The 20,140-nt window shown below is 67.7% G+C and carries 11 protein-coding genes and 1 rRNA gene; 7 read left to right on the forward strand and 5 right to left on the reverse strand.

Annotated elements, in window-relative coordinates; genetic code table 11:
- The 5 genes from rrf to DES44_RS08040 all read left to right on the forward strand — a co-directional run.
- Positions 1 to 93: ribosomal RNA gene (rrf, locus tag DES44_RS26125) — 5S ribosomal RNA — on the forward strand; the annotation flags it as partial.
- A gap of 519 nt (positions 94 to 612) precedes the next feature.
- A complete protein-coding gene (locus DES44_RS08025; RefSeq protein WP_198164919.1) occupies positions 613 to 6,213 on the forward strand; it encodes an alpha-2-macroglobulin family protein in 5,601 nt (1,866 codons plus the stop codon).
- Positions 6,210 to 8,492, forward strand: a complete 2,283-nt coding sequence (locus DES44_RS08030; protein WP_058934499.1) for a transglycosylase domain-containing protein — start codon at positions 6,210 to 6,212, stop codon at positions 8,490 to 8,492. Before DES44_RS08025 ends, DES44_RS08030 begins: the two co-directional genes overlap by 4 nt.
- 86 nt (positions 8,493 to 8,578) lie before the next feature.
- Entirely contained in the window at positions 8,579 to 8,905 is a 327-nt protein-coding gene (locus DES44_RS08035; RefSeq protein ID WP_147307019.1) for a hypothetical protein, read from the forward strand.
- 226 nt (positions 8,906 to 9,131) lie between these two features.
- Positions 9,132 to 11,792: a chemotaxis protein CheW gene (locus DES44_RS08040; RefSeq protein WP_058934501.1), complete on the forward strand. Its 2,661-nt coding sequence runs from the start codon at positions 9,132 to 9,134 to the stop codon at positions 11,790 to 11,792.
- A gap of 80 nt (positions 11,793 to 11,872) precedes the next feature.
- Here DES44_RS08040 and DES44_RS08045 read toward each other — a convergent pair whose 3' ends face one another.
- Positions 11,873 to 12,433, reverse strand: a complete 561-nt coding sequence (locus DES44_RS08045) for a GNAT family N-acetyltransferase (protein WP_058934502.1) — start codon at positions 12,431 to 12,433, stop codon at positions 11,873 to 11,875.
- A 441-nt stretch (positions 12,434 to 12,874) separates the two neighbouring features.
- Here DES44_RS08045 and DES44_RS08055 point away from each other — a divergent pair, with 441 nt between their 5' ends.
- A complete protein-coding gene (locus DES44_RS08055) occupies positions 12,875 to 13,366 on the forward strand; it encodes an SET domain-containing protein (protein WP_083525465.1) in 492 nt (163 codons plus the stop codon).
- A 27-nt stretch (positions 13,367 to 13,393) separates the two neighbouring features.
- Here DES44_RS08055 and DES44_RS08060 read toward each other — a convergent pair whose 3' ends face one another.
- Together DES44_RS08060 and alaS are read right to left on the reverse strand one after the other, a co-directional pair.
- Positions 13,394 to 14,128 (reverse strand): UPF0149 family protein, encoded by a 735-nt coding sequence (locus DES44_RS08060; protein ID WP_058934504.1) that lies wholly within the window; start codon positions 14,126 to 14,128, stop codon positions 13,394 to 13,396.
- Between the two features lie 200 nt (positions 14,129 to 14,328).
- Positions 14,329 to 16,962: an alanine--tRNA ligase gene (alaS, locus tag DES44_RS08065; protein ID WP_058934505.1), complete on the reverse strand. Its 2,634-nt coding sequence runs from the start codon at positions 16,960 to 16,962 to the stop codon at positions 14,329 to 14,331.
- A gap of 353 nt (positions 16,963 to 17,315) precedes the next feature.
- On the opposite strand from alaS, the gene DES44_RS08070 reads away from it, so the two are divergent.
- Positions 17,316 to 18,794 carry an NAD-dependent succinate-semialdehyde dehydrogenase gene (locus DES44_RS08070; RefSeq protein ID WP_058934506.1) on the forward strand — a complete coding sequence of 493 codons (1,479 nt, stop codon included), beginning with the start codon at positions 17,316 to 17,318 and terminating at the stop codon, positions 18,792 to 18,794.
- An 89-nt stretch (positions 18,795 to 18,883) separates the two neighbouring features.
- On the opposite strand, the gene DES44_RS08075 is transcribed toward DES44_RS08070, so the two are convergent.
- Entirely contained in the window at positions 18,884 to 19,525 is a 642-nt protein-coding gene (locus DES44_RS08075) for a DUF1109 domain-containing protein (RefSeq protein WP_058934507.1), read from the reverse strand.
- A complete protein-coding gene (locus DES44_RS08080) occupies positions 19,522 to 20,088 on the reverse strand; it encodes a sigma-70 family RNA polymerase sigma factor (protein ID WP_058937302.1) in 567 nt (188 codons plus the stop codon). Before DES44_RS08080 ends, DES44_RS08075 begins: the two co-directional genes overlap by 4 nt.
- Positions 20,089 to 20,140: the final 52 nt, after the last annotated feature.

Genomic DNA, 20,140 nt, shown 5'->3' on the forward strand with positions numbered 1-20,140 from the left:
GGTCCCACCCCTTCCCATCCCGAACAGGACCGTGAAACGACTCAGCGCCGATGATAGTGCGGATTCCCGTGTGAAAGTAGGTCATCGTCAGGCTATTAACCCTGCAAACCCCCTGAACTCCAGCAGTTCAGGGGGTTTTGCTTTTGGGAATTCCAACTTCCGCGGATTCAAAGTCCCGCGGATTCAAAACTGGCAACGCAACGGGAATTGCGCAGGGCAGGGGGTTCAAATGACCCCGCAATCTCCCATCAAATGCCCCCGACTGATGGCTCAATATGACTAAAGCCCTGTTGAATGGGCCCTTCGAGCAACGGGCACAAGGCTAGACTGCGGAGAACAAAAACTTCGGCCAGTTCTGTCATGCGGGACCTGATCCATTCGCTGATTCGCTCCGGCGCCGCCTGCGTCGCGACACTCCTGCAGAACATTCACAAGCTGGACCGGCTCCCCGTCGTCGCTGTGGCTGCGTTTCTCGGCTCAGCGTCTCTTCCGCTTCAGGCCATGCAACTGAGCAAGATGGTGCCTGAGGGAGAGGTCAGAACCGTTGCCAATGTCGTCGTCCAATTCACCGAGTCGGTCAAACCGATCGGTGATCTGAGGGGGGAGGCACCGGTGTCCGTCCGCTGCACGCCCGAGGGCGTGGCCGCCGGCGAGGGCCGTTGGACCAATGACAAGGAATGGGTCTTCGAATTCAAGCGCCCCCTTCCCTCCGGGGCCCGATGCAGCATCCAGGCCAGTGACTCCTTCACTCCCACCGCGCCTGGCGTCTCTCGCACCTGGGTGGGCAAGAGAGAGGTCAAGTTCTTCGTCTCTGCACCTTTTGTGGAACGCACCAATCCCTGGGAGGGGAGTGAGGTGGAAGAGGAGCAGCGCTTCCTGCTGAAGCTGTCGGCCACCGCGAAGGCCAGCAGCATCGCAGCCGGCATGTGGTGTGAGACGTCATCGACCGGCGAGCGGATTCCCGTTGTGATGGCACCGGACGCCGACCGCGTGGCTGCGATGAAATCCCAGCGCATTCCCCCCGGCAACGACACCTGGGTGATGGTGGGCTGTCAGCGTCCCTTGCCGCCGGGCAGCCGTCTGGGTTTGATCTGGGGGCCAGGCATTGCCTCAGCCGTCGACAGCACCGTCACCACCCGTGGCGAACAGCGCTTGAACTTCACCGTGCGCAAGCCGCTGACGGCCGAATTCAGTTGCGAGCGTGAGCGCGCCAATTCGCCCTGCATTCCGATCCGTCCGGTCGAGGTCAGTTTCTCCGAGCCGATCGCCAAGGATCTGGCCATGGCCGTTCGCCTGCGCGGCCCGGACAACAAGCTCTACAGTCCATCCAAGGAGAAGTCCACCAACAACGGGGACGATGGCGCCACGCTGCGCCGCGTTGTGTTTCCGTTTCCACTGCCCGAGTCGACCTCGCTGCAACTGGAGCTGCCCAAAGGCATCAAGGATGTGAGCGGTCGCCCGCTGTCCAACGCCGCCAGCTTCCCGATGACGGTCCAGACCGGCGCCGCGCCGCCACTGGCCAAGTTTGCAGCGTCGCCCTTCGGCATCGTGGAATGGGATACCCGCGAACCCAGCCTGGTGCCGCTGACCCTGCGCCACGTGCAGCCTGAACTGCAAACAGGCGGTCCTGGCAAAGTGCTGGTCAAGCGCGTCACCGATGACCTGGAAGTTCTGCGCTGGTTCTCCAAGCTGCGGAAGGCTGGCTTCGAGGAATGGACCTCGCGTGAAGCGCCGATGCTGAAGGGCGACTCCACCGCGCTGCCCCTGGAGCTGCCCAAGTCGGACAACCCCAAGGCCGACATGGAAGTCGTGGGCGTGCCGCTGCGTCAGCCGGGCTACCACGTGCTCGAGGTCGCATCCCCGCGCCTGGGCAAGAGTCTGCTGGAACCGCCGGCAACGATGTATGTGCGCACAGGCGTGCTGGTGACCAACCTGGGGATCCATTTCAAGCTCGGTCGCGACAACAGCATCGCCTGGGTCACTTCCCTGGACGGCGGACGCCCGGTTCCCGGCGCCAAAGTCAGCGTCTACAGCTGCACGGGCCAAGCCCTCTGGTCTGGCAAGACCGATGACAACGGCATCGCACGCATCGACCGCCCCAATCTCCAGCAGGACACCCGCGGCGACTGCCTGGGCGAATCCGGCCTGTACGTGACGGCGCGCCAGACACCCGCCGGACAGGCGGAGGACTTCAGCTTCCTCTTCACCAGCTGGACGCGCGGCATCGAGACCTGGCGCTTCAACCTGCCCATCAGCTATGGAAGCGCCGAGACAACCGCCCGCGCGCACACCATCACCGACCGTCCGCTGCTGCGCCCTGGCGAGCAGCTTTCGATGAAGCATTTTTTCCGCCTGGAGACGCTTCAAGGCCTCAGTGACGCCACGCCGGACCAACTGCCCGACCAACTGCGCATCATCTTCGCCGCCACCGGTGAAGAGGTTTCCAAGCTGCCGCTGAAGTGGACATCGCCCCGTTACGCCCTCAGCACCTGGCAGGTGCCGCCCGGCGCGAAGCTGGGCAGCTACCGGCTGGTGCTCCAGCGCGGCGCCGACGGCCAGCGCAGCATGCGCCAGTGGGACAGTGGTGGCATCAAGGTCGATGAAATCCGCATTCCTCTGGTCGACGCGCGGCTACTGCCGCCCAAGTCCTCCACTGCCGGCGCCAAAGAAGCGAACTGGGGTGCCCAGTTGAACTACATGGCCGGTGGCCCGATGGCCCAGGCACCGGTGCAGATCAGCGCGGTGCTGCAGCCTCGCTGGATGTCCTATCCCGGCTACGATGACTTCGCCTTCGAACCCCCCGAGAATCGCAATGCCGACGCCGCGGTGTCCTCGCGCGACAGCGGCAATGAGGACGGGCCCGACGGCGAAACCGAGGGCACCGACCTCGGCAACCGTCAGTTGCTGCTGGACAAACTCGCCCTGAAGACGGACAAGCAGGGCGCGGCGCAGTTCCGGGTTCCGCTCGGCTCGCCCATCACCCGGCCGTCCGAGCTGCGGGTGGAGCTGACCTATCAGGACCCCGACGGCCAGTCCCACACCCGCTCCGCCTCCCAGGTGCTGTGGCCCGCCGATGTGCAGGTGGGCCTGCGGGCGCCCACCTGGATCGCCAACGGCCAGGCGCTGCCCATTCAAACGATCGTGCTGGACACTGACGGCAAGCCCGTTGCCGGCCGCTCGGTGAGCATCACGGCCCGCCAGATCAACACAGTCAGTACCCGCAAGCGCCTGGTGGGCGGCTTCTATGCCTACGAGCAGAAGCGCACCGTGAAGGACCTGGGCGAACTCTGCAAGGCCACCTCCGATGCCCAGGGCCTGGCCCGGTGTGAGATCCGCATCGAGCAGTCCGGCCAGGTGGAACTGATCGCCACCGCCACGGACAGCAGCAGTCGCAAGTCCCAGTCTGCGCGCCCGGTCTGGGTGACCCGCGCCGGCGAACTGTGGTTCGATCAGGAGAATGATGACCGCATCGACGTCATCGCTGACCGCCGTCGTTGGGAACCGGGCGAGACGGCCCGCTTCCAGGTCCGCATGCCTTATCGAGACGCCACCGCCCTGATCACGGTGGAGCGCGAAGGCCTGCTCTACAGCGAGGTCAGACGCCTGTCCGGCCGCGATCCCTGGGTGGACGTCAAGATCGACAAGGACTGGGCCCCCAACGCTTTTGTCGGGGTCACCGTCGTGCGCGGCCGGCTGCGCGACGTGCCCTGGTACTCCTTCTTTACCTGGGGGTGGCGCGATCCCGGTCAGTGGTGGCGTGCCTGGCGTGCGTCCGGCGACTACCAGCCGCCTACCGCGATGGTGGATCTGGCCAAGCCCTCTTTCAAGATGGGCATGGCCGGCATCGAGGTCGGTCGCTCCAAGCATGAGCTGAAGGTGGAAGTGCTGCCGCAGCAGGCCCAGTATGGGGTGCGCCAGTCTGCCCAGGTCCGCGTCCGCGTGACCCAGGATGGGCGCCCGGTGCCCGATGCCCAACTCGCCTTCGCCGCCGTCGATGAAGGCCTGCTGACGCTGTCGCCCAATGGGAGTTGGAAGCTGCTGGACCATCTGCTTCAGCAGCGTCCCTGGATGGTGTCCACGTCCACCGCCCACAGTGAAATCATTGGTCGCCGTCACTACGGACGCAAGGCGGTGGCGGCGGGCGGCGGCGGGGGTTTTGCCACCCGCGAGCTGTTCGACACCCTGCTGACCTGGCAACCCGCGGTGACGCTCAATGCCCAGGGCGAAGCCGTCATCCAGGTCCCCCTGAACGATTCCCTGACCCGTTTCCGTCTGGTGGCGATTGCCGACGCGCCCGGACAGCGGTTTGGGACCGGTGAAAACAGCCTCACGGTGGGACAGGATCTCCAGTTGCTGTCGGGCTTGCCCCCACTGGCCCGCGAGAACGACAAGATGGAAGCGATGCTGACGGTGCGCAACACCACCAGCCGCGCGATGACCCTGAATCTCTCGCTCAAAGGCGTGGCGACGCTGGAGACCGGTGAGCAGCCCATTCCACCCCAGACCCGCCAACTGGCCCTGGCCGCAGGGGGCGCCGAGGTGGTGAGCTGGCCCGTGGTGATTCCGGATGGTGCCCAGCGAATCAGCTGGGAGGCCCAGGCGCTGGAGCAGGGCGGCGCAGGCGCCAAGGATGCAATGAAGGTGGTGCAACAGGTCCAGCCTGCGGTGCCGCTGAGAGTGCTGCAGGCCACACTGCGTCAGATCGACGGGTCGCTGTCGCTCCCGGTCAGCGCACCCGCGGATGCGCTGCCGCCCCAGGGCGTCAAACGCGGTGGCATCCAGCTCGGCCTGCAGCCGCGGCTGTCCAGCGCCTTGCCCGGCATTCGGCGCTTCTTTGCGACCTATCCCTACAACTGCCTGGAGCAGCAGACCAGCAAAATCATCGCGCTTCATGACGACGCCGCCTGGACCACCCTGATGGGCCAGCTGTCGACCTACCAGGATCGCGACGGACTGCTGGGCTACTACCCGCTGTCGAGTACCTACAACCAGGGCAGCGACGTGCTGACGGCCTACATCCTCAGCGTGGCCAAGGAGTCCGGCCGCGGCCTGCCCGACAGCGCCCAGACCCGCGCACTGGACGGCCTGGCCGCCTTCGTGGAGGGCCGAATCGCCCGCAACCAATGGTCGCCGCGCCCGGACGACGAGCCCCGGCGTATCGCCGCCCTCGCTGCCTTGTCGCGCTACGGCCGCGTGACCGCACGGCAGCTGTCCACGGTGGATGCCGCCCGTCTGCCCACCTGGCCCACGGCAGCGGTCATCGACTGGCTGGTGATCCAGCAGCGTCAGCCCGCGTCGCCGCAGCGGGACGCGCAGCTGGCCGCCGCCCAGAACCAGTTGCGTGCCCGTATGAGCTATGCGGGCAGCACGCTGCGCTTCGTCAATGAGGACACCGACGCCTGGTGGTGGCTCATGGACAGCGGGGACAGCAATGCCTCCCGCCTGCTGCTGGCCGTCATCAACGATCCGTCCTGGAAGGACGAAGTGCCTCGCATCGTGACCGGGGCCCTGGCCCGCCAGGAGCGGGGTGCCTGGTACAACACCACCGCCAACCTCTGGGGCGCGCTGGCGCTGGAGCGCTTTGGCGCCGTGTTCGAGTCCAAGGCGGTGGCGGGCAAGACCGAAGCCGCGCTGGGCGGGCAACGGGCGTCGCTGGACTGGACGGCCCAGCCCAAGGGCGGCAACCTCTCGCTGCCATGGCCCAGCGGTGGAAGCGGTCCGGTGACGGTCACGCAGTCCGGTGAGGGGCGCCCCTGGGTCACCGTGCAGGCGCTGGCGGCCGTCCCCCTGCGATCCCCGCTGTCCGCCGGCTATAGCGTCAAGCGCAGCATCATCCCGGTCACCCAAAAAGCCGCGCCCGCGTGGACACGCGGCGACGTGCTGCGGATCCGCCTGGAAGTGGACGCCACGGCGGACATGTCCTGGGTGGTGCTCAGCGACCCGCTGCCCACCGGCGCGGCGGTGGTGACCGGCACCATCGATGCCGACGGCGAACGGGCGGAAGGGCAGGCCTGGCCCAGCTACATCGAACGCAGCTTTGCCGCCTGGCGCGCGTATTTCGCTTACCTGCCGCAGGGCCACCATGTCTTCGAGTACACGGTGCGCCTGAACAATGCCGGACGCTTCCAGATGCCGTCCACCCGGGTCGAGGCCATGTACGCACCAGACCGGTTTGGCGAAAGCCCGAACGCCACGATGGAGGTCGCCCCTTGAAAGCCAGCGCGCTCCTTTGCACCGCACTCCTGTGCGGCGCGCTTGGCGCGCAGGCTGCGGAGATTCCCGGCTTCCAGCAGGTCCGCGATCAGCACCGCGTCTCCGACTTCATCCTGCTGGACCGACAGGGCCAGCCCCTGCAGGGCCTGCGCCTGGATCCCCGCCGTCGGGCCCTGGGCTGGGTGCCACTGCAGGACATGTCGCCGGCACTGCTGCGGGCCATGCTGCTGTCCGAAGACCAGCGCTTCTACGAGCACAGCGGTGTGGACTGGTCCGCCGTCGCCAGCAGTGCCTGGGGCAATCTCTGGAACAGCCGCACCCGGGGCGCCTCGACGGTGACCATGCAGCTCGCGGGTCTGCTGGATGAGGACCTGGCCCAGCGTGGCGGCCGCAGCATGACGCAGAAACTCGGCCAGGCCTGGACGGCGGGACGACTGGAGAAGCGCTGGACCAAGGCGCAGATCCTGGAGGCGTATCTCAACCTGGTCCCGCTGCGCGGCGAATTGGTGGGGGTGCCGGCCGCCGCACAGACCCTGTTTGGCAAGCGTGCGTCCGGGCTGGACCATCGTGAATCGGCGTTGCTGGCCGCCATGCTGCGCGCGCCCAACGCGAGCCCCGCGCGCCTCACCGAGCGCGCCTGCGGTCTGCTCAAGGCCATGCAGGAACGCTGCACCGGCCTGGAGGATGAACTGGGCGCCATCCTGGCCCGCAAGCCCTTGCAGTGGGCGGATGCGCCGCAATGGGCGCCGCACTATGCCCGGCTGGTGCTGCGTCCGGACGGCCCAGCTGCCCAGCGCAGCAGCCTGGACGGGCGCGTCCAGCGCCTGGCGGTGGAGTCGCTGAGCCGACAGCTCGGAGAATTGCAGGAACGCGCGGTGGAAGACGGGGCGGTCGTGGTGCTGGACAACGCCACGGGCGAGGTCCGCGCGTGGGTGGGATCGAGCGGACAACGCTCGGAAGCCGCGCAGGTGGACCATGTGCTGTCGCGCCGGCAGCCCGGCTCGGCCCTCAAGCCCTTTGTCTATGAACTGGCGCTGGAGCGTCGTCTGATCACCGCTGCCAGCCTGCTGGACGACACACCGGCCCAGATCCCGACCGCGGCCGGTGTCTACCTGCCGCAGAACTACGACAAGCACTATCGCGGCTGGGTGAGCGCTCGCGCCGCACTGGGCAACAGCATGAACGTTCCCGCGGTGCGCCTGGGACTGATGCTGACGCCCGAGGCCGTGTTCGAACGGCTCAACGCCCTGGGCCTGCAGTTGCCGGAGACGGGCGGGTTCTATGGCCCCTCCCTGGCCCTCGGCAGTGCGGATGTGACCTTGCTGGCGCTGACCAATGCCTACAGGGCGCTGGCCAACGGCGGACGCTACAGCGAGGTGCCGCTCGCAAAGAGCCTTTCCGCCGCACCGACCCCGACGGCGCCAATCGCAAACGCCCCCGCAAGTGCCGCCCCGACAAGTGCCGCCCCGACAAGTGCCGCAGCCACACGTGCCGCAGCCACACGTGCCCCCACGGCCACGCAGAACCGCACCCCGCCCCCCACCCAACGGACCGCAAGCCCACGGCTCGTCGCCGATCCCCGCGCCAGTTTCATCATTGCGGACATCCTGTCCGACAACAACGCCCGTGCCATCACCTTCGGCCTGACCAGTGCGCTGGCCTTGCCATTCCCCGCCGCCGTCAAGACGGGCACCAGCAAGGACATGCGAGACAACTGGTGCGTCGGCTGGTCCTCCCGCTACACCGTGGGGGTCTGGGTCGGCAATTCGAATGGTTCCGCCATGCAGCAGGTCTCCGGCGTCAGCGGTGCGGCGCCGGTGTGGCGCGACGTGATGCTGGCCTTGCATGCCGGCGCGCCCGGCCAGGCCTTTGTGCCGCCGCCGGGCCTGGTGCATCAGCCGGTGCGCTTCGAGACCGTCCAGGAACCTGCCCGCCAGGAGTACTTCCTGGCAGGCACCGAGCAGTCGGTGCTGCGAACCGCCGGGACCGAGGTGCTGATCAGCAACCCCGCGCCCGGGGCCATCTATGCCCTGGACCCGGACATTCCGCCGGCCCACCAGCGCCTGCGTTTCCAGCACCAGGGGCAACTGGGGGCTGCCGGGCCCGCCCGCTGGCGGCTGGACGGTCGTCCGGTCGGGCAGGGGCCCCAGGTGGACTGGATGCCCATGCCCGGCCACCATGAACTCCAACTGGTGGATGCCAAGGGGCGGGAGCTGCAGCGGGTCAGATTCGAGGTCCGTGGGGCCTCCATCCGTGCAGGCCGCAGGTCAGGCCTTTGAAGACGCATTTCGTCGCGCATGGCTAGCATGTCATTCCCTGACTTTCGATACTCCCCTCCGCCGCTACCATTGGCACGAGGACACTCATGAGTCGCCATCACTGCCTGCCCCGATTGACCACAGTCCGCCTGCTGGGTCCAGCCCTGCTGGGCCTGTCGCTGTTGCTGCCGATGGGGCCGGCGCAGGCCAGCGAGGTGGTCAAGCTGGCTCGCCTGCTCATCACGGGCAAGCGCCAGCCGAGCAAGCCGCCGGTGGCCCCCCAGACCGGAACCGCCGATCGAGGCGGCGCCACCGATGCGCCCGGTCCGCAGAGCAAATACAGCGAACCCGACACCCCGGTGCAGCAGGCGCATGCAGGGACGGAGAGGCGCGGCACCTCCGACACCACGGCCACGTTTTCGATGACGGACTGATTCCGCCATCGCGAACCCCTCATCGCACGAAGCTTCATCGCACCATCCGCGGGCGTTCTGCCCCAGCTCCCATCATTTCCGCACGGACCCGGTGCCCTCGCCGTTGTCACTGTGCGGTAAGTCGCTGAGCGCGCCGAATTCACCGGTGTTCCCCTCCTGACAGCAACAGATTGCAACGTCACACTGCGCTGCTTTCGCCCCACAAGGGCCTGTTGAGGATCCGGGAATGACCAAGGTCTGGAGAAAAGGCCTGCCCTTCAGTACGGAAGTGGCACCCTTGCTGGCAGCCATGCCGCTGCTGGATGAATATCGCGAACCGCTGATGCGCCTGCAGGGCGCCTGGGACAGTCTGGCGCTGCTGGGCCAGATGAGCGGCGCCGCCACCGACATGGCCGATACCCGGAGTGCCTTCGAAGCGCTGACCGGACGCCTGCTCGACAGCCTGGCCCGACGCCAGTTCGCGAATGCCGTGCAGCAACTGCAGGGGCGGGCACAGGTGGCGATCGACATCCTGGTGCGCAACCTCTTCGAGCGCACCGCGGACGTGGGCTTCCTGGCGGCGGATGGTCCGCTGAAGGACTTGCTGGCCGAAAGCGCCCGTCCAGACCGCGCCCTTGAGCTCGACGCCTTCCGGGAGTCCGTCCGCCAACGTCTCGCCGACTACGTCGCCAAGTATTCCGTCTACGACCAGGTCGCCTTGCTGGCCGCCGACGGTCGCTGCCTGGTGGCCCTGCATCCCGACCGCTGTGCGCCGGTGGTGCAGGACGAGCGTCTGCTGCGCGCTCTGGACCCGGGCCAGGCCTTCGTGGAGGTGCATGGCCCCAGCGCGCTGCTGGGCGGCGCCAGCGGCCTGATCTATGCCGCCGCTGTGAAGGCTGACAACGGCACGATGGGCGTGCTGTGCCTGTCCTTCAAGCTGGAAGATGAAATGCTGGGCCTCTTCCGGGCCCTGTGCGCGGGGGTGCCGCGCTCGGTCCTGGTGCTCAAGGACGAGCAGGGCCGCGTGCTGCTGACCTCTGACCCGTGGCAGATTCCGCTGGGAGCGCCGCTGGCGACCTCCGGGCGGGAGCAGGGCTTCCGCATGGACTTCGCCGGTCGGGACTACCTGGCCTGCACCGCCACGGCAAGCGGCTACGAAGGGTATTTCGGGCCGGGCTGGTCGGCGCAGATGCTGCAGCCCTTGCAGCATGCGTTTGCCGAGGCTCCGCCGCAGCGCCAGGAAGCGCGCGCACGGGGCGTCGATACGCGCGAGTTGTTTGACGAGGAACTGCGCAGCATTCCGCTGGAGGCGCGTCGTATCCAGCGTGAGCTGTCGCGCTCGTTGTGGAACGGCAAGCTCAAGAGCCGCAGTCATGCGCTTCATGCGCCCCATGCCTCCCACGGCGCGGCCCCGCCCGATACGGCCTTCCCGGCGGCTGGTGCCCTGACGAGCGCCTCGACCAGCACCTCTCAGGGCCGCACCCCAAGCAACGCCGACTTCGCGGTCACCCTGCTCAATGAAGTGGAACGCACCGGCGACCAGTTGCGCCAGGTGTTCGAGCGGGCCATCACCCAGCTGGAGGAGAGCGCCCTGGGCGCCGTGTTCGACACGGTGGGCTTCCAGTCCGAACTCGCCATCTCCATCGTCAACCGCAACCTCTACGAGCGGGCCAACGACTGCCGCTGGTGGGCCCAGGACGGCCGCTTGCAGCAGGCCCTAGCGCAGGGCCACGCCGACGCCGCGGCCGAGGTGCTGAGCAGCATCCATGCGCTCTACACCGTCTATTCGCTGCTGCTGGTGTTCGACGCGCAGGGCCGCGTGGTGGCGGTGTCCGACCCGGCCCAGGCCCATCACGTCGGCCGCAGCCTGCAAGGGGAGTGGGTGCGTGCCGCCCTCGCGCTGCGCGACAGCAGCCAGTACGCCGTGTCGTCGCACGAGCCCTGTGGTCTGTACGGGGAGGACGGCCGCTCGCCCTGCCTGGTGTATGCGGCGGCCGTGCCGCATCCGGACGGGCCAGTCGCGCCGGTGGGCGGCATCGCCATTGTGTTTGACGGCCAGCCCCAGTTCCGCGCGATGCTGCGGGCGGCACTGCCCAGCCAGCCGGGGTCAGCGGCGTTGCTGGTCACCCGCTCCGGCGAGATCGTTGCGAGCAGCGATGAACGCTGGGCCGTGGGCGCGATGCTGCCGGTGCCGCTGCCAGCGCTGTCCACCCTGGCGCCGGACCAGGTGGTGACGGGGGAGGTGGAGTGGCAGGGGCGGGTCCAGGCTTTCGGGCTGGCCATGTCCGGCGGTTATCGCGAATACCGTCGCCGGACCCCGCCGCATCCGCAGGACCTGGCGGCTCTGGTGCTGCTGCCCTTGGGGCCGCGCCTGGACGAGACGGCGCAGTCGCAAGGGCAGGCCAGCTTCGTGCCGCTGGCGCCGGGGGGCGCACGGACGCTCGACATCGCGAGTGTCCTGGTCGATCACCAGTGGCTGGGCCTGCCCGCCGCGCAGGTGCTGGCAGCGCTTGAGCGTCAGCGCATCACCGCCTGGCCGCAGGCGCCGGCGGCGGTCCGCGGCATGCTGGGCTTTGAGGGCCGCATGCTGCCGGTGCTGGATCTGGGACAGTTGCTGTTCCACCGTCCGACTGGCGATGAATGTTCGCTGCTGGTCTGCCGCACCAGCGCCGGCCAGCGGCTGGTGCTGGCTGTGCAGCAATTGGGGCAGGTCTTCCAGGCCGGCACCGACCAGTTGCAACCCAGCCCCACGCGACCTGGGTGGGCCGCGCAGGCCCAGGTACGGCTGCTGAAGGGGAAGGGCGCGGAGATGCTGACGCTGTTGGACTGCGACGATCTGTGGCGACTGGTCAGCGGTGCCGCGCCGCAGGAGCCGGCTGGCGACCTGCCGCTGCTGGCCGCAGATTAGTCGCGGCGCCGAGGCTCTCGAAAGCGGAAGCACTGCTGCGGCAGGCGCCGGCACCTGGCGCCTGCCGCTGCCTTCTGGGCTCATTGACGGAGGCTCGCGCCCGCAACGTCGGATTCACCCGGCGGCCACACCGGCAGCGAGGGACGCAGCCGAGCCATGGACAAGCAGTCCACATACTGCCCATGTCGCAGCGCATAGCCGCGCATACGTCCCTCGACTGCGAAATCGAAGCGCTCATACAAGCGAATCGCGCGGTGGTTGTCCACGAACACGCTCAGCTCCACCCGCAGCACGCCCAGCCAGTCATCGGCCTGCCGCAGCAGTGCCGACATCAAGGCGCTGGCCACCCCCTGACCCTGCACCTGCGGCAGCACGCTGATGCCCAGCGACATCGCATGCCGACGACGCGCTTGCGGTCCCACAGGGTGAAGCCCCGCGGACCCCACCAGTTGCCCATCGACCATTGCCAACAGCACCAGCTCCGTCGACTGCACCTCCGGTGTCGCACTGAAGCGCTGCCGCCAGGACTCGGGCGAGACATACGGCAGCCCCAACAGCCAGGGTTGCACCTCCGGATGGCTCATCAGGGCCGCATGAGCGGGGCCGTCATCGGGGGTGGGGCGTCGCAGGATCAAATCCATCAAGTTCTCCCTGTGTGTGTGGATGGAGTGCCGGAAACAACAAGGCCCGCGATTCGCGGGCCTTGTGAGGAAACTGCTCGGGATGGGGCCGGGGTCTGAGACCGGCGGCTGCGGAGGAAGGGCTACCGCGTTCGACCTTCCAGCGCTGAGGGAGGGGCGACGACGCCCCCCAGCATCTGGACTAGGCCCTGATGGAAGACGCCGCTCACAGGTTGCACGCGCTGCACGCACTGAACGCACTGCACGCGCCCAGCGGCGACAGTGGCGCGCGTACGGATCGTGAGGGCGATGAGGGTCTTCATGCGAACCAGTATGTTGGTGCCTGGGGGGCTTCGTCAACCACCCGTCAGTGGGCACGCTTGGGTGTCGCGCTCGCCTCACAGCCCGGGAAAGCTCAGGCGACAATGACGGCTTCCCTTCCCATTCGCCGATGTCTCTGCCATGCCGCGCCTGAGTTCCCTGCCTCCCGCTCCCGCCCCCCTCCCGGAGGCCCAGGTGCGCGCCGCTGGCGTGCGCGGTGAGCCCCTGCCGGCGGAGAAGTTTGCGCTGCGGGTCGGGCCCAGCAGCATCGATGGGCTGGGGGTGTTTGCCGACGAGCCGATCCCGGCGCGCCGCAAGATTGGCGAGATGCGCGGCGAGGTGGTGTCGGTGCGGGAAGCGCGGCGCCGCATCGAGGGAAAGCGACGCATCCATGTGGTGGAGGTCTCGGACCGCACCGCCATCGATGCCACGCACGACAAAGGCGTCATGCGCCACATCAACCACAGCTGCGCACCGAATGCGGTGCTGCGCATCCGGCAGGGCCGCGCCGAGTTCTACGCCATCCGCGACATCGAACCCGGCGAAGAGCTCTGCTGTGATTACGGTGAGAGCCACCACGAAGGACGGCTGCGCTGCCGCTGTGGGGCGCCCAATTGCAAAGGGCGCCTGTAAGAGGCGCCCTTCCCGGGTCATCCGGACTCAGTGCTCCGAAGAGGACTCGCCGACTTCGCTGAAGGCAGCCTTCAAGGCGGCCTGCTGCAGCCAGAACAGGCGCATGTCCTGCACGGTGAACAGCATGTCGTCGATCAGCGCGTCCTGGTCCACGCCTTCCGGCTCTTCATACGCTTCCTGGATGTAGCTGTCGCGTTCGCTGGAATCGGTGGCCAGCGTCACGGCCTCGATGGCTTCCAGCATCAGGGACAGGTCACGCGCGGCGTCACCCTCCGGCAGCTCCCAGGTGCCGGCATCTTCAACGGCCTGCAGGAAGCCCTGGGCCCACAGCGCGCCAGCGGCGGGCAGCCGGTCCAGCAGATCTTCCGACAGCGAGCCGTCGGCCATCAGACGGGCCTTGGTCTCGTCGTCGAATTCGGAGATCAGCGGCACCAGTTGCATCTGCTCCGGCGACTCGACCAGCGCCTGCGGGTCCAGGCTGTCGGCGATTTCGTTCCAGCGCAGGTGCAGCACGTCCATGAAGGCGTCGGTCTGCTCCTGCGATTCGAAGGTCGCCGGCCAGTCGTCCCCGAACAGGGCGTCCATCGCCTGGATGGGGGCAGCGGGCGGCGGGCCCACCAGCAGGGCCGTCATGTAGCCGTCCAGGGTGTCCAGCGTGATGGCCGGGGCATCCGGGTCGGCCGCGCCGGCCAGCTGGGCGATGAATTCGCCGAGTTGCTGGGCGTTTTCGATGTCGATGGGTTGATCGTCGTGGTCGGTCATGAAGAGACTCCGTGAGGGCCGTGGCAGTCGCTGCCACAAGCCGGATGACTGGAAGAGACTGGAAACGTCTGGAAAAGTCTGGAAAAAACAAAGGGCCCGGACCGGGCCCTTCGAGAGAATCGACCGGTGCCGCCAGGGCAGCAACCGGTCATCATGCATCAAGCGGTGTGACGGGGTGGTGGCAGGTTCAGGGGCAATCCTCAGACCCGTTCGCCCACCCAGCCCTGGACGCTGGCCAGCGCCGCCGGCAGGCCCTTGGCGTCGGTGCCGCCGGCCATGGCCATGTCCGGCTTGCCGCCGCCCTTGCCGCCCACCTGCTGGGCCACGAAGTTCACCAGCTCACCGGCCTTGACCTTGCCGATGCTGTCGGCGGTCACGCCGGCTGCGATCTGGACCTTGTCGCCGTCCACCGCGGCCAGCACGATGGCGGCGGTCTTGAGCTTGTCCTTGAGCTTGTCCATGGTTTCGCGCAGGGTCTTGGCATCGGCGCCGGCCAGCGTCGCGGCCAGCACCTTGATGCCCTTCACGTCCACGGCCTGGCCCAGCAGCTCATCGCCCTGGGCGGACGCCAGCTTGCTCTTGGCGGCCGCCAGTTCCTTCTCCAGCGCGCGGACCTGGTCCAGCACGGCCTGCACACGCGGCTCCAGCTCGGCCGGGGCGGCCTTGAGGGTGCCGGCCACGGCAGCGACGGTCGATTCCAGCGACTGCAGGTAGTGCAGGGCGTTGTCGCCGGTCACGGCTTCCACGCGGCGGATGCCCGCGGCCACGCCGCTTTCGGAGACGATCTTGAACAGGCCGATGTCCCCGGTGCGATGCACGTGCGTGCCGCCGCACAGTTCCTTGGAGGTGCCGATGCTCAGCACGCGGACGGTGTCGCCGTACTTCTCACCGAACAGCATCATGGCGCCGCTCTTCTGCGCGTCGTCCAGGGCCATCACCTGGGCATTGGTGTCTTCATTGGCCAGGATTTCCGCGTTCACGATGGCCTCGACGCGGCGGATCTCGTCCTGCGTCATCGGGGCGGTGTGGGCGAAGTCGAAGCGGGTGCGCTCGGCATTGACCAGCGAGCCCTTCTGCTGCACATGTGCGCCCAGCACTTCGCGCAGGGCCTTGTGCATCAGGTGGGTGGCGCTGTGGTTGCGCACGGTGCGGCCGCGGCGCTCGGCGTCGACGCGGGCGATGAAGGCGTCACCGACCTTGATCGAGCCTTCCACCACTTGCGCATGGTGGCCGAACACGTCTGCCTGGATCTTCAGCGTGTCGTCCACCACCAGACGGGTGGTGGCATTGCGCAGTTCACCGGCATCGCCGACCTGGCCGCCGCTTTCGGCGTAGAAGGGCGTGTGGTCCAGCACCACCACGACGTCGTCGCCGGCGTCAGCGGTCTGGACGGCGCTGCCATCCACATACAGCGCCACCACCTTCACGTCCTCGCGGGACAGCAGGTCGTAGCCGTGGAAGGTGGTCGCCGAGCCGGTGTACTCCAGCCCCTGCGCCATCTTGAACTTGCCGGCCTGGCGGCCCCGCTGCTTCTGCTCTTCCAGCAGGCGGTTGAAGCCGGCTTCGTCCACCGTCACGCCGCGCTCGCGGCAGACGTCGGCGGTCAGGTCCACCGGGAAACCGTAGGTGTCGTGCAGCTTGAAGGCGGTCTCGCCGTCCACCTGCGTGGCGCCGCCGGCCAGGGCCGATTCCAGCAGTTCCATGCCGGTGGCGATGGTCTTGAAGAAGCGCTCTTCTTCCTGCTTCAGGACTTCGGTGACGCGGGCCTCGTCGCGGCGCAGTTCCGGATAGGCGTCGCCCATTTCCTTGGCCAGCGCGGCCACCAGCTTGTGGAAGAAGGGCGTGCGGGCGCCCAGCTTGTAGCCGTGACGGATGGCGCGGCGGGCAATGCGGCGCAGCACGTAGCCACGGCCGGCGTTGCCGGGGATGACGCCGTCCACGACGGTGAACGAGCAGGCGCGGATGTGGTCGGCGATGACCTTGAGGGACGGCGATGCCTTGTCGCAGTCGCCGCCGCCGGGCGTGGCGGCGTCCACCTCGCGCTTGGCCGCGGCCAGCAGGTTCACGAACAGGTCGATCTCGTAGTTGCTGTGCACATGCTGCAGCACGGCCGCCAGGCGCTCCAGGCCCATGCCGGTGTCGACGCTGGGCTTGGGCAGCTTGTGCATCACGCCGTCTTCAGTCCGGTTGAACTGCATGAAGACGTTGTTCCAGATCTCGATGTAGCGGTCGCCGTCTTCATTCGGGCTGCCGGGAGGGCCGCCGGCCACGTCCGGACCGTGGTCGTAGAAGATCTCGGTGCACGGGCCGCAGGGGCCGGTGTCGCCCATCATCCAGAAGTTGTCGGACATGTAGCGGCCGCCCTTGTTGTCACCGATGCGCACGATGCGCTCGGCGGGCACGCCGACCACCTGGTTCCAGATCTCGTAGGCCTCGTCGTCTTCCTGGTAGACGGTGACCCAGAGCTTGTCCTTGGGCAGCTTGAAATGCTCGGTCAGAAGTTCCCAGGCGTAGCTGATGGCGTCCTTCTTGAAGTAGTCGCCGAAGCTGAAGTTGCCCAGCATCTCGAAGAAGGTGTGATGGCGGGCGGTGTAGCCGACGTTGTCCAGGTCGTTGTGCTTGCCGCCGGCGCGGATGCACTTCTGGGCGGTGGTGGCGCGGGTGTAGGCGCGCTTGTCAAAGCCCAGGAACACGTCCTTGAACTGGTTCATGCCCGCGTTGGTGAACAGCAGCGTGGGGTCGTCACCGGGCACCACCGGGCTGGAGGCGACGATCTGGTGGCCCTTGGATTCGAAGAACTTCAAAAACGTATTGCGGATCTCAGCGGCTTTCATGCCAGTCCTTTTGCTGTTGCACCCAGCGGTTTGCATCTTTGCCGCCGCGTGGGGGCCGGACTGCGCGCAATGCGTGCGATCCGGGCCTCGGCGGGCGACGGCACAGACGGTCAAGAATTCTCGGCGAAGCGGCTTTGCAAGCAATTGTCTGCAGCACGTCACAAGCGGTTCACCCACCCGCGCGCCCTTCAAATGCTTGATTCAGCGTCGTTTTCGCGAAGCTTTCCATTATAGGAGCGGGCCTTGCTCTGTCGCCGGCCTGGCATCTCTGTGACGTGGCGCCCATGCCAAACCCGATAGGATCAGCCGCACACAGAGAGCCACTCTCGAACACTTCCGCCGGAGCAACGACGATGGACACCCCCGTTTCCCCGCTGGCCCAGCTCAAGGACCCCAGCCTTCTCAAGACCGATGCCCTGATCAATGGCGAATGGGTCGGCGGCGCCGGCCGCTTTGATGTGGAGGACCCCGCCACCGGCGAACTCCTCACCCATGTCGCGAACCTGGGCGCTTCCGAGGCGGACGCCGCCGTGACCGCCGCGCAGGCCGCCTGGCCGGCCTGGCGGGCCAAGACCGCCAAGGAGCGGGCTGCCATCCTGATGCGTTGGTACCACCTCTTGATCCAGCATGCGGACGACCTGTCCCGCATTCTTACCGCCGAGCAGGGCAAGCCGCTGGCCGAGGCGCGGGGCGAGATCGTTTATGGCGCCAGCTTCCTCGAATGGTTCGCGGAGGAGGCCAAGCGGGTCTATGGGGAAAGCATTCCCACCACCGACCCGACCAAGCGCTACCTGGTGCTGCGCCAGCCGGTGGGGGTGTGCGCCGCCATCACGCCCTGGAATTTCCCGCTGGCGATGATCACCCGCAAGGTGGCGCCCGCCCTGGCGGCCGGCTGCCCGGTGGTCATCAAGCCGGCCGAGCAGACCCCGCTGACCGCCCTGGCGGCCGCGGAGCTGGCCCAGCGGGCTGGCATGCCGGCCGGTGTGCTCAATGTGGTGACTGGCGACGGCGAGCATTCGGTGGCCATCGGCAAGGTGCTGTGCGAGCGGGACGCCGTGCGGCACCTGTCCTTCACCGGCTCCACCGAAGTGGGGCGCATCCTGATGGCGCAGTGCGCACCCAGCATCAAGAAGCTGTCGCTGGAGCTGGGCGGCAACGCCCCCTTCCTGGTGTTCGATGATGCAGACCTGGACAGCGCGGTGGAAGGCGCCATTGCCAGCAAATACCGCAACGCCGGCCAGACCTGCGTCTGCGCCAATCGCCTGTATGTGCAGGACAGCGTCTACGACAGCTTCGTGGCCAAGCTGGCCGCCAAGGTCGAGGCGCTGAAAGTGGGCAACGGCTTCGAAGCCGGGGTCACGCAGGGCCCGTTGATCGACGATGCCGCCATCGACAAGGTGGAGCGCCACGTGGCCGATGCCACCAGCAAGGGCGCCCGTGTCATCACCGGCGGCAGCCGGTTGCACGACCGATTCTTCCAGCCCACGGTGCTGGCCGACGTCACCGACGACATGCTCTGCGCCCGCGAGGAAACCTTCGGGCCGGTGGCGCCGGTCTTCCGCTTCCAGACCGAAGCCGAGGCCATCCAGATGGCCAATGCCACCGAGTTCGGCCTGGCCAGCTACTTCTACAGCCGCGACATCGGCCGGATCTTCCGGGTGGGGGAGGCGCTGGAGTCGGGCATGGTGGGCGTCAACACCGGCTTGATCTCGACGGCGGAGGTGCCGTTCGGCGGGGTCAAGCAGTCGGGTCTCGGCCGCGAGGGCGGGCATCAAGGCATCGACGAATACGTGGAGACCAAGTACCTCTGCCTGGGGGACCTGCAACGCTGAGATCTGCGGAAGGCCGCTGGCGGATGGTGATGGCGGCTACTGGTGCCGACCGCTGGCGCCGACCGCTGGCGCCGTCTGCTGACTGCGCCTCACCAGCGCAGCCACCGCGGGCCCAGCAGGGCACCGAGGACGGTGGGAATCAGCAGGCCGGCCACATACCAGACGGACCAGAACGCCAGCTGCATCTCCGGGCAGTGCAGGCAATACACCGTGGTGGCGCAGGCGCCCGACAGCAATCCGATCACGGCGCCGGTTAGGCGCAGGCGGGTCGGGGCCATCGCACGCACCGCCCAAAACAGCGCCAGGAAACCGGGCACCGACAGCACCGCGATGTTGATCGGGCAACTGCGCCAGGACATGCCCAGCACCAGCGCCTTCCACTCGGTGGAGGGCGCGACAGCCAGCGACCCCAGGGCCCCCAGCCACAACGCGGCCAGGGGCAACACGATCAGCAGCCAGCCGCGTCCCAGCGGCAGCCCGGGGCGCGCCAGCCGCAGCATCATCTGACCCGCGCCCAGCGCCAGCAGGGCCGGGAAGGCCACCTTCAGCCAGAAGATCGGCGTGGCGGCCACTGCGCCCAGGTCGGATCGCAGCCCCAGCAGGATCAGCATCAGCACGGTGGCGCCCAGCAGACTGACCAGCAGCGCTGCGGCGTACCGCCGGGGCGGCTCGGAACGGTCGGTCGGACCGGCCTGAGCGGCCAGCATCGCGACCAGGTCATCGGTCTTCATGTCATTCCTCGAATCATCAGGGCCAGGGCCTTGAGCCCGCGGTGGATGCCCACCTTGATCGCCGATTCCGACAGACCGGTGAGCTGGGCGGTTTCCGCCACCGACAGCCCCTGCAGTTTCACATGCAGGATGGGCAGCCGGTGCCGGTCCGGCAATTGGGCCAGCAATTGGTCCACATCCCGGCGGGCGTGGGAGGCCTCGTCGTCGGAGGCTGCAAAGAGATCGTGGGCGTCTTCATCCAGCGGCTCGGTCCAGGCTTCATGACGGTAGCGGCTGCGCAGGAAGTCGGCCATCTTGTAGCGGGCAATCGCATACATCCAGGCCGTGAGCGGCTGCTCCGGCAGGTAGGTGTGGCGACCGTTGTGCACCGCGATCAGGATCTCCTGCACCAGGTCCTCCACGTCATGCGGCTTGTCGTGCAGGCGCTTTCGCAGGAAGGCGCGCAGCACGCCGCCCAGGGCTTGCAGGAAGGACCGGTAGGCCTGGGCGTCGCCGTCCATGCCCGCCAGGAACAGCGTCCTCAGATGCTGTTCGGTGGCGAGGGGGGCCGTGCGGTCGTTCATCGGCGCATTCTCCACCGTGCGGCGGCGCGTCGGGGGAGCGGCAGGCGGCGCC

The sequence above is a fragment of the Roseateles depolymerans genome (assembly GCF_003387155.1).
Classification (GTDB): domain Bacteria; phylum Pseudomonadota; class Gammaproteobacteria; order Burkholderiales; family Burkholderiaceae_C; genus Roseateles; species Roseateles depolymerans.